The following is a 9,663-nucleotide window of genomic DNA, read 5'->3' as shown; positions in this document are numbered from 1 at the left end:
GTTCGCGACCCGTCGGCGGCGGGTGCTCGGCAAGTTCAGTCAATCAGGGTACGGAAAGGGAGAAGTCATGACCGTCATCGGCGTAGTCGGCGCCGGCGTCATGGGCGTCGGAGTGGCACAGAATCTGGCCCAGTACGGGTACGAGGTCGTCCTGGTCGACCGGACCGAGGAGATCCTCGCCGGGGCCCGGGCCGTGATCGCCCGCAACTGCCGGATGAGCCGGCTGATGGGCGGACCGGCGCTGGACCCGGACGCCATCCTGGCGAGGATCACCACCGCGGTGGGGGTCGAGGCGTTGGACAAGGCCTCGGCCGTGATCGAGAACGTCACCGAGAACTGGGACATCAAGCGCGAGGTCCACCAGCGCCTCGACGAGGTGTGCCCGGCGGAGACGGTGATCATCGTGAACACCTCGGCGATCCCGATCACCCGGGTCGCCGCGGTCGGCAAGCACCCGGAGCGGGTCATCGGGGTGCACTTCATGAACCCGGTACCGGCCAAGCCGGTGGTGGAGATGATCCCCGGCTTCCACACCTCGGCGTCGACCATCGAGCGCACCCGGGAGCTGCTGAGCGGGATGGGGAAGAAGGCGGTCGACGTCAAGGACGCCTCCGGCTTCGTCTCCAACCGGGTGCTGATGCTGACCGTGAACGAGGCGGCGTTCCTGGTCCACGAGGGCGTCGCCACCGCCGAGTCGGTCGACGAGGTGTTCCGGGGCTGCTTCGGCCACCCGATGGGTCCGCTGGAGACCGCCGACCTGATCGGCGTCGACACGATCCTCTACAGCGTCGAGGTCCTCTACGAGCACTACGCGGACAGCAAGTACCGCCCGTGCCCGCTGCTCAAGCAGATGACCGACGCCGGACTGCACGGCCGGAAGACCGGCCGTGGCTTCTACAACTACGAGAGCTGAGGACGACACCATGTCGGAGACGGTCAACATCCAGATCCTGTCCTTCATCCAGGGTCGCTTCCCGCAGGCGCAGATCGGCGAGACCGACGACATCTTCGCCTGCGGCTACATCAACTCGCTCTTCGCGATGGAGCTGGTGATGTTCCTCGAGAAGACCTTCGAGTTCACGATCCCGAACGACGAGCTGAGCATCGACAACTTCCGTACCGTCAGCGCGATGACCGCGCTGGTGGACCGGCAGCGTCGCGGCGTGACGGTCGGGTAGTGCGGCGATGACGAGTCTCATGCAGGCGCCGCTGTCGCTGACCGGACCGGTAACCCGGGCCAGCACCCGTGCCTTCGTCGACGAGCACATCTCTCCGTACGCCGACGCCTACGACCGGGCCGGCGCCATCCCCGAGGAACTGCTGGAGCGGATCGGCGACGCCGGGCTCTGGGCGCCGTTCCTGCCCCCGACGGTCGGCGGCGCCGGGCTGGACCTGGTGACCCTCGGCGAGGTGCACGAGGAGGTGGGCCGGGGCTGCTCCTCGGTACGCAGCCTGCTCACCGTGCACACCATGGCCTCCTGGGCGGTGCAGCGCTGGGGCGACGCCGAGCAGTTGGCGCGCTGGGGGCCGGAGCTGGCCAGCGGGCGTACCCTCGGGGCGTTCTGCCTCTCCGAGCCGGGCGCCGGCAGCGACACCTCCAACCTGGCCACCACCGCGGTCGCCCGGGGCGGCGACTGGCTGCTCAACGGGGTGAAGACCTGGACCACCGGTGGCCAGCGGGCGGACCTGTTCCTGGTCTTCGCCCGGACCGCGTCGAGCATCGTGGCGCTGCTGGTGCCGCGGGACACCCCTGGGGTGTCGGTGCGGCCGATCCACGACATGCTCGGCACCCGGGCGTCGATGCTGGCCGAGATCACCTTCACCGACGTGCTGCTCGGCCGGGAAGCCCAGCTCGGCCCGAGCGCCTTCGCCTCCGGGATGGTGCTCACCGGCACGCTGGACCTCGGCCGGTACAGCGTCGCCACCGGCAGCGTCGGCATCCTCCAGGCCTGCCTGGACGCCTGCGTCGGCTACACCTCCCGCCGCAGGGTCGGCGGCTCGCCGCTGCGCGACCTGCCGCTGATCCAGGCGAAGATCTCCGACATGGTGACCGACGTCCGGGCGGCCCGGATGCTGGTCGCCGAGGCCGGCCGGCTCAAGGACGCCGGTGACGCCTCGACCATCATGGCGACCTGGGTGGCGAAGTACTTCGCCTCCACCGCCGCAGCGCGGCACGCCGCCGAGGCGGTCCAGGTGCACGGCGCCAACGGGTGCAGCCCGGACTACCCGGTCGCCCGCTACTACCGGGACGCGAAGGTCATGGAGATCATCGAAGGCAGCAACGAGATCCAACGGATGACCATCGCCGGCGAGGCCTACCGGGGGTGGGCGGCATGAGCGTGCTGGCGCAGGCCCCGCCGACCAAGCCCAAGCAGGGCCGCATCAAGTGCGTGGTCTGGGACCTGGACCACACCGTCTGGGACGGGGTGCTGCTGGAGGACGGCGAGGTGACCGTCCGGCCGGCTGCGGTCGAGCAGATCCGCGCGCTGGACGCGATGGGCGTGCTCAACTCGGTTGCCAGCAAGAACGACCACGAAGCGGCCATGGCCAAGCTGCGCGAACTCGGCCTGGACGAGATGTTCGTGTTCCCCCGGATCGGCTGGGACGCCAAGTCCGAGTCGATCCGGCAGATCGCCGCGAAGCTCAACCTGGGCCTGGACGCGTTCGCCTTCGTCGACGACCAGGAGTTCGAGCGGGCCGAGGTGGCGTACGCGCTGCCCGAGGTGACCTGTGTGGACGCCGCCGACATCGAGCAGGTGCTGACCGGGGTGGAGTTCCGGCCGCGGTTCATCACCGACGAGTCGGCCCAGCGCCGGGGCATGTACCAGAGCCAGCTGACCCGCGACGAGGTGGCCGCCGACTTCGTGGGGACCAGCGAGGAGTTCCTCGCCACCCTGGACATGACCTTCACCATCGAGCCGGCCCGGCGGGAGGACCTGCAGCGCGCCGAGGAGTTGACCGTCCGCACCAACCAGCTCAACTCGACCGGCAAGACGTACTCCTACGATGAGCTCGACGCGCTGCGCGAGTCACCGGACCACCTGCTGCTGGTCGCGACGCTGACCGACCGGTTCGGCTCGTACGGCAAGATCGGCGTCGCGCTGGTGGAGAAGAGCAAGCCGGACTGGCGGCTGCACATGATCCTGATGTCCTGCCGGGTGATGTCCCGGGGCGTCGGCTCGGTGCTGCTCGGCCACATCATGAGCCAGGCGAAGGCGGCCGGGGCCGGCCTGCGGGCGGACTTCGTGGAGACCGGCCGTAACCGGATGATGCAGATCACCTACGCGTTCAGCGGTTTCCGGGAGGTCAGCCGGGACGGTTCGCACCTGGTGCTGGCGGCGAACCTGGACAACCTGCAGGAGCCGCCGGACTACGTCCGGATCGAGGTGTTGCGGTGACCAGGACGGTCGACGACACCCGGCTGCGCCGTTGGCTGCCGTTCGGCATGTCCGACGGCGACGTGCGGCTCTACTGCCTGCCGCACGCCGGCGGGTCGGCGTCGGCGTACCGGCCCTGGTTCGGCCGGTTGGGGCCGGTGGCGGTCTGCCCGGTGCAGCCGCCCGGCCGGGAGACCCGGCTGCGGGAGGAGCCGTTCACCGAGGTGGAGGCGCTGGTCGGCGAGCTGGCCGAGGTGGTGCTCACGGAGGACGACCGCCCCTGGGCGGTCTACGGGCACAGCCTGGGCGCGGTGGTCGGGTTCGAGCTGGTGCGCGAGATCCGCCGGCGCGGCGGCCCGGACCCGGTGCACCTCTTCGTCTCCGCCAGCCCGGCACCCGGCACGCCGGACACCGACCCGCAGGTGACCGGCCTGGACGACGAGCAGGTGGTGGCGATGCTGCGCCGGCTCGGCGGTACACCGGACTGGATGCTGGCCGACCCGAGCGTACGGCGGATGATCCTGCCGCCGTTCCGCGGCGACTTCGCGCTCAAGGAGAACTACCGGTACCGGACCGAGCCGCCGCTGCGGGTGCCGATCACCGCGATCGCGGCCAGCCACGACCCACGCGCCAGCGCGGTGTCGATGCACGGCTGGCGCGAGGAGACCACCGGGCGGTTCCGGGCGCACAGCATCGGTGGTGGACACTTCGCTGTCCTCGAACAGCCCTCGGTGACCCACCGGTACATCGGCGCGGCGCTCGGTATGCTCGCCGGCGCCGGGCCGGTGGGAGGGACCCCGTGAGCACCGTGCAGATCGCGACGCGGCCGCCGCTGCCCGAGCGGTCGATCGACGATCCGCCCCGGCCGGCCCCGGTGCCGGCCGGGGCGCCGCCCCGGGTGCTCGCCGAGTGGTTCGACCGGGGGCTGCGGATCGACCCGACGGCCGAGGCGCTGCGGGTCGACGGGCACACCTACAGCTACCGCTGGCTGCACGAGCGGGCGTTGGCGCTGGCCGGCGACCTGGTCACCACGGCCGGCGCGGCGCCGCGCCGGGTCGGACTGCTGGCCAGCCGCACCCCGCAGGCGTACGCCGGTCTGCTCGCCGCGGTCTACTCCGGTGCGGCGGTGGTGCCGCTGCACCCCGACTTCCCGGCCGAGCGGACCCGGCAGATGATGGCGGCCGCCCGGGTGGACACGCTGATCGTGGACGAGCACGGCGAGCGGGTGCTGCCCGAGTTGGCCGCCGAACTCACCGACGTGGTGGTGGTCCGCGAGCCGGGTGGCACCCCGCTCGCCGCGCCCCGGCAGGTCGGTGCCGACGAGATCGCCTACATCCTGTTCACCTCGGGCTCCACCGGCCGGCCCAAGGGCGTACCGGTGCTGCACCGCAACGTCGACGCGTACCTGCGGTTCGTGCACGACCGGTACGGCTTCACCGCCGCGGACGTCTTCTCCCAGACCTTCGACCTGACCTTCGACCTGGCGATGTTCGACCTCTTCGCGGGGTGGGGCAGCGGCGGCACGGTGGTCACCGTCCCGCCCACCTGCTACGCCAACCTTGCGGAGTTCCTGACCGAGCACCGGATCACCGTCTGGTTCTCCTCGCCCAGCGTGGTCGCGTTGGCCCGCCGGCTGCGCCGGCTGGCGCCCGACGCCTTTCCCGGCCTGCGCTGGAGCCTGTTCTGCGGGGAGCCGTTGCTCGCGCACGACGCCGCCGACTGGCAGGCCGCCGCACCGGGCAGCCTGGTGGAGAACCTGTACGGCCCGACCGAGCTGACCATCTCGTGCAGCGTGCACCGGTGGGACCCCGACTCGTCGCCGGCCCGCTGTGTCAACGACGTGGTGTCGATCGGCACCATGCATCCGGGCATGCGCCATCTGATCCGACCGGTCGCCCGGGAGGCGGCCGACGACGCCGGGATCGAGCTGCCCGGCGCCACCGCCGGTACCGTCGGTGAGCTGTGCGTGACCGGGGACCAGATGTTCCCCGGTTACCTCGACCCGGCCGACGACGAAGGCCGGTTCCTGCGCCACGGCGGCGAGCGCTGGTACCGCACCGGTGACCTGGTCCGGCCGATCGGCGGCGGCGAGCTGGCCTACCTCGGCCGGGTGGACCACCAGGTCAAGATCCGTGGGGTACGGGTCGAACTGGCCGAGATCGAGTGCCGGTTGCGCGCGCTGGACGGCGTCCAGGACGCGGTCGCGGTGGTGGTCGACGACGTGCTGGTGGCGTTCTGCGTGGGGGTTCGCCGTCCGGCCGCCGTGCTGGCCGGCGAACTGGCCGCCACCCTGCCGCGCGCACTGCTGCCCCGGCGGTTCGTCTTCCTGGCCGAGTTTCCGCTCAACACCAACCGCAAGACCGACCGTCGGGCGCTGGCCGCGACCGCCGCCGAGCTGGCCGGCAGCTGACCCGGCGAGCGAGGGGGCACCGGCAGACCGCCGGTGCCCCCTCGCTTGGTTCAGCCTGACTGTTACTGATCCTGCCCGACCAGGGCGGCCAGCTGGCGGACCGTCGGGTACTCCACCAGCGCGGTGACCGGCAGCTGCGCCGAGACGTTGCTGCGCAGCTTGGTGGCGAGCGAGATGGCGATGAGCGAGTGTCCACCCAGCTCGAAGAAGTTGTCGGTGGCGCCGACAGTCTCCAGGCCGAGGGTGGCCGCCCAGATGTCGGCGATCGTGCGCTCCACCCCGGTCTCCGGTTCGACGTACGGGGTGGCCAGCGTGGGCCGGGGATGGCGCTCGCGTTCGACCTCCTCGGCACCGCCGGCCGCCGGGTCGTTGGTGACCCACTGCGCGATCCGGGCCTCGATCGGGCCTGTGGAGATCACCAGGTGGCCGACGTGCCCGACGGCGGCGAGGGCCCGACCGAAGACGTCGACCCCCTCGGCCGGCGACATCTCGTACTCGCGGACCGTCTGCCCGGTCATCCCGTCCGGTCGGCTCGGATCGATCGCCCAGGTGTCCCAGTCGACGGTGATCCAGCGCCCCTCGCCGCGCAGCCGGGCCACCCGGGCGTACGCGTCGAGGCCGGCGTTCGCCGCCGAGTACGGTCCCAGCGCGATCCCCCCAAGCACGGCGGAGACCGAGGACAGCGTGATGCGCCGGTCCGGGGCGTGCTCACCGAGCACCGCCTGGAGCACGTGGAAGCCGTGGATCTTGGCATTCAGGTGCGCGTCGCAGGACGCCCGGTCGGAGAGGTGGGCCAGCCCGAAGTACTCCGGGCTCTGGATGCCGGCCGCGTGCACCACCACGTCGATGCCGCCGAACTCGGCCACCGCGGCGTCGACCACCTCGCGCATCCGCGCCTCGTCCCCGACGTCGGCGGCTGTCGCCAGCACCGCGGCGCCCTGCCGCTCCAGGTCGAGGATGTTGCGGATGTGCCGGGCGACCCGGTCGTCGCCGTCCTTCCGCGCCGGCCACTGCTCGCGCGGCGGCAGCGCGGTCCGGGCGGTGAGCACCAGTCGGCAGCCGTAGCGCTCCGCCAGGTGCCGGGCCAGCACCAGTCCCACGTCGCCGAGCCCGCCGGTGATCAGCACGGTGTCACCGGCGCTGACGATCGGCCGGTCCGTCGTCGGGGCGGGCAGCGGGTGCGGTCGGTAGTGCCGGGACCAGGCGTCGCCGTCCCGGACCGCGACCGGGCCCTGGTGCGGGTGCACGCTGGCGGCGAGCGCCTGCTCGACGTCGACGGTGCCGGCCACGTCGACGTGCCGGCAGGCCAGGAACGGGTTCTCCTGGGCCAGGCTCGGCGCCAGCGCGGCCAGCGTGGCGTGCTCGGGGTGGCGCAGATCGGCACCGAGCACCCCGAGCGCCCCGGAGGTCAGCAGCACCAGCTCGGTCGGCGGGGTGTCCGGGTCGTCGGCCAGCGCCCGCACCAGGGCGAGCGCGGAGCGGAATCCCCGGTCCTGCTCCCGCTCGAAGTGCTCGCCGCCGGTGCCCTCGGGGGAGCCCAGGCTGAACCCGTGCACGATGGTGCGCGGGGCGACGAACAGGGCACGGACCAGCTCGGCCAGGTCGTCCGGCGCGTCGGCGCGGACGGTGAAGTCGCCGGCCTCGTCCTGCTCGAACGCCTCGCCCGGCCGGGCCGCGCAGACCTCGGCGCCGGCCTCGACCAGTCGGGCGAGCAGCGCCTCGCCGCGCTCGTCGGCGGCGAGCACCAGCCACGGGCCGGCGGCGCGCAGCCGCTCGTCCAGGTCGGCGGTGTCCAGCGGGCGCGGTGTCCAGGTCGGCAGGTAGGTCCACTCCGCCGGGTCGTCGACGCGGCCCTCGACCGGCCGGGCAGCAGTGGCCTGCGCCGGGCGGGGCTTGACCCAGTAGCGGCTGCGCTGGAACGGGTAGGTCGGCAGCTCGACGCGCCGGCCGGCACCCAGGTGCAGCGCCGCCCAGTCCACCGTCGCCCCGGCCAGCCAGACCTGGGCCAGGGTGGTCAGGACCCACTCGGCGGCGACCTGGTCCCCGGGGGCGACGAGCACCTCGACCGGGCTGGCGGAGCCGGCCGGCTCGCCGGTCAGCACCACCCCGAGCCGGGCCAGCCCGGTGCCGAGGTCGGCCAGCACGCTGTTCCGGTCGGTGCCACGCGCTGCGCCGTCAGCCGGCAGCAGCGGGCCGACCGCCGCGGACAGCTCGGCCCACCAGGCGTCCGGTACGCCGTCACCGGCGCGTAGCAGCACCGCCGGATCGCGCCGACGGGTCTCGCCGTCGATCCACCGGCCGGCGTCGGCCAGGGCCGCGATCGCGTCGTCGCGGTCCCGGCAGACCACCGCCCTGCGCAGCGCGAAGCGCCCACGGGACACCTGCAGGGTGTACGCGACGTCGGCGAGGTCGGCCTCCGGGTGCTGCACCAGGTGCTGGCGCAGCCGGTCGGTCAGTGCTTGCAGCGCGGTCGGGTCAGCGGCGGAGAAGGTCAGCAACTGCGGACCGGCCGCCGCCCGGGGGGTACGCGTCGGCGCCTGCTCCAACACCACGTGCGCGTTGGTGCCGCCGAGCCCGAACGAGCTGACCCCGGCACGGCGCGGATCGGGCCCGGCCGGCCAGGGGCGGGGCTCGGTGAGCACGGTGAACCGGTCGGCCGCCGCGGCGAGCGTCGGGTTCGGTGCGGTGTAGCCGGCGACCGCCGGCAGGATCTCGTGCCGCAGGCTCAGCGCGGCGCGCATCAGGCCGGTCACCCCGGCCGCGCGGTCCAGGTGCCCCACCGACGGTTTGACCGAGCTCAGCACGCACGGGGTCGGCGGGGTCGCCTGGAACACCCGGCTCATCGCCGCCAGCTCGATCGAGTCGCCCAGCGGCGTGCCGGTGGCGTGGCACTCGACGTAGCCGATGGTCTCCGGCTTCACGCCGGCGACGGTCAGCGCCGTCTCGATCACCTCGGCCTGGCCCTCGACGCCGGGCGCGGTGTAACCCACCCGCTCCGGGCCGTCGTTGTTGACCGCCGAGCCGAGGATGACCGCGTGGATGACGTCGCCGTCGGCGAGCGCGTCGGTCATCCGCTTGAGCGCCACCACCCCGACGCCCGAGCCCATCACGCTGCCGTTGGCCGCCGCGTCGAAGCTGCGCACCCGGCCGTCGGGGGAGAGGATCCCGCCCTGCTCGTAGCGGTAGCCGGCGGGCTGGGGCAGCGGCAGGAAGGCGCCACCGGCGAGGGCCACGTCACAGTCGTAGGTCAGCAGGCTCTGGCAGGCCAGGTGCACCGCGACCAGCGAGGTGGAGCAGAACGTCTGCACGGTCACGCTCGGCCCGCGCAGTCCGAGCTTGTACGAGACCAGCGAGGTGAGCGAGTCCCGTTCGTTGCCGACCGCGAAGAGCAGGCCCTCGCCGGGCTCGTCGACCATGTGCGCGACGTTGTTGATCATGTAGTCCGGGAACGCGCAGCCGGCGAAGACACCGACCCGGGCGCCCGGGTCGACCGGCTGGTAGCCGGCGGCCTCCAGCGCCTGCCAGGAGCACTCCAGGAAGAGCCGGTGCTGCGGCTCCATCGTCTCGGCCTCGCGCGGGCTGAAGCCGAACGCGCCCGCGTCGAACAGGTCGAGGTCGTCGACCGGGCCACCGACGCGTATGTAGTCCGGGTCGGCGGCCCGGGCCGGGTCGACACCGGCGCGGGTCAGCTCCTCGTCGGTGATCGGCCGCAGCCCGGGCACCCCGTCGCGCAGATTGCGCCAGAGTTCGCCGACGTCGGCCGCCCCCGGAAAGCGCCCGGCCATACCGATGAGCGCGACCGCGGAGTCGTAGTCAGTTTCAGTCACGATGACCTCCAGGTACACCGGATCGGGGGTTCGGACGGATTGCTCGGGT

General features: G+C 72.7%; 7 protein-coding genes. 6 read left to right on the top strand and 1 reads right to left on the bottom strand.

Annotated features, from left to right (window positions below):
* Positions 1-67 precede the first annotated feature (67 nt).
* From ACPXCB_RS26105 to ACPXCB_RS26080, 6 genes are read left to right on the top strand one after another with little or no spacing between them, the layout of a single operon-like run.
* Positions 68-913, top strand: coding sequence for a 3-hydroxyacyl-CoA dehydrogenase family protein (locus ACPXCB_RS26105; RefSeq protein ID WP_393169960.1), 846 nt, complete (start codon positions 68-70; stop codon positions 911-913).
* Between the two features lie 10 nt (positions 914-923).
* On the top strand, positions 924-1,178 hold the full coding sequence (locus tag ACPXCB_RS26100; RefSeq protein ID WP_132234329.1) for an acyl carrier protein: 255 nt from the start codon (positions 924-926) through the stop codon (positions 1,176-1,178).
* A 7-nt stretch (positions 1,179-1,185) separates the two neighbouring features.
* The gene (locus tag ACPXCB_RS26095; RefSeq protein WP_425878290.1) at positions 1,186-2,337 is read left to right on the top strand and encodes an acyl-CoA dehydrogenase family protein; all 1,152 of its coding nucleotides are present in this window, start codon (positions 1,186-1,188) and stop codon (positions 2,335-2,337) included.
* Entirely contained in the window at positions 2,334-3,398 is a 1,065-nt protein-coding gene (locus tag ACPXCB_RS26090) for an HAD-IIIC family phosphatase (protein WP_425878288.1), read from the top strand. Before ACPXCB_RS26095 ends, ACPXCB_RS26090 begins: the two co-directional genes overlap by 4 nt.
* Entirely contained in the window at positions 3,395-4,180 is a 786-nt protein-coding gene (locus ACPXCB_RS26085) for a thioesterase II family protein (protein WP_425878287.1), read from the top strand. The genes ACPXCB_RS26090 and ACPXCB_RS26085 overlap by 4 nt, the downstream gene beginning before the upstream one ends.
* Positions 4,177-5,787 carry an AMP-binding protein gene (locus ACPXCB_RS26080; RefSeq protein ID WP_425878285.1) on the top strand — a complete coding sequence of 537 codons (1,611 nt, stop codon included), beginning with the start codon at positions 4,177-4,179 and terminating at the stop codon, positions 5,785-5,787. The genes ACPXCB_RS26085 and ACPXCB_RS26080 overlap by 4 nt, the downstream gene beginning before the upstream one ends.
* A gap of 62 nt (positions 5,788-5,849) precedes the next feature.
* Here the strand turns inward: ACPXCB_RS26080 and ACPXCB_RS26075 are convergent, their stop codons facing one another.
* Positions 5,850-9,614 carry an SDR family NAD(P)-dependent oxidoreductase gene (locus tag ACPXCB_RS26075; protein WP_425878283.1) on the bottom strand — a complete coding sequence of 1,255 codons (3,765 nt, stop codon included), beginning with the start codon at positions 9,612-9,614 and terminating at the stop codon, positions 5,850-5,852.
* Positions 9,615-9,663 lie beyond the last annotated feature (49 nt).

It is taken from the genome of Micromonospora sp. DT62 (assembly GCF_049847285.1).
Taxonomy (GTDB): domain Bacteria; phylum Actinomycetota; class Actinomycetes; order Mycobacteriales; family Micromonosporaceae; genus Micromonospora; species Micromonospora reichwaldensis.
This window is presented reverse-complemented; position numbering and strand designations above follow the sequence as displayed.

Coding starts and splice junctions, on each gene's coding strand:
- ACPXCB_RS26090 (WP_425878288.1), top strand. CDS start 2,334: ATGAGCGTGCTGGCGCAGGCCCCGCCGACCAAGCCCAAGCAGGGCCGC.
- ACPXCB_RS26105 (WP_393169960.1), top strand. CDS start 68: ATGACCGTCATCGGCGTAGTCGGCGCCGGCGTCATGGGCGTCGGAGTG.
- ACPXCB_RS26100 (WP_132234329.1), top strand. CDS start 924: ATGTCGGAGACGGTCAACATCCAGATCCTGTCCTTCATCCAGGGTCGC.
- ACPXCB_RS26095 (WP_425878290.1), top strand. CDS start 1,186: ATGACGAGTCTCATGCAGGCGCCGCTGTCGCTGACCGGACCGGTAACC.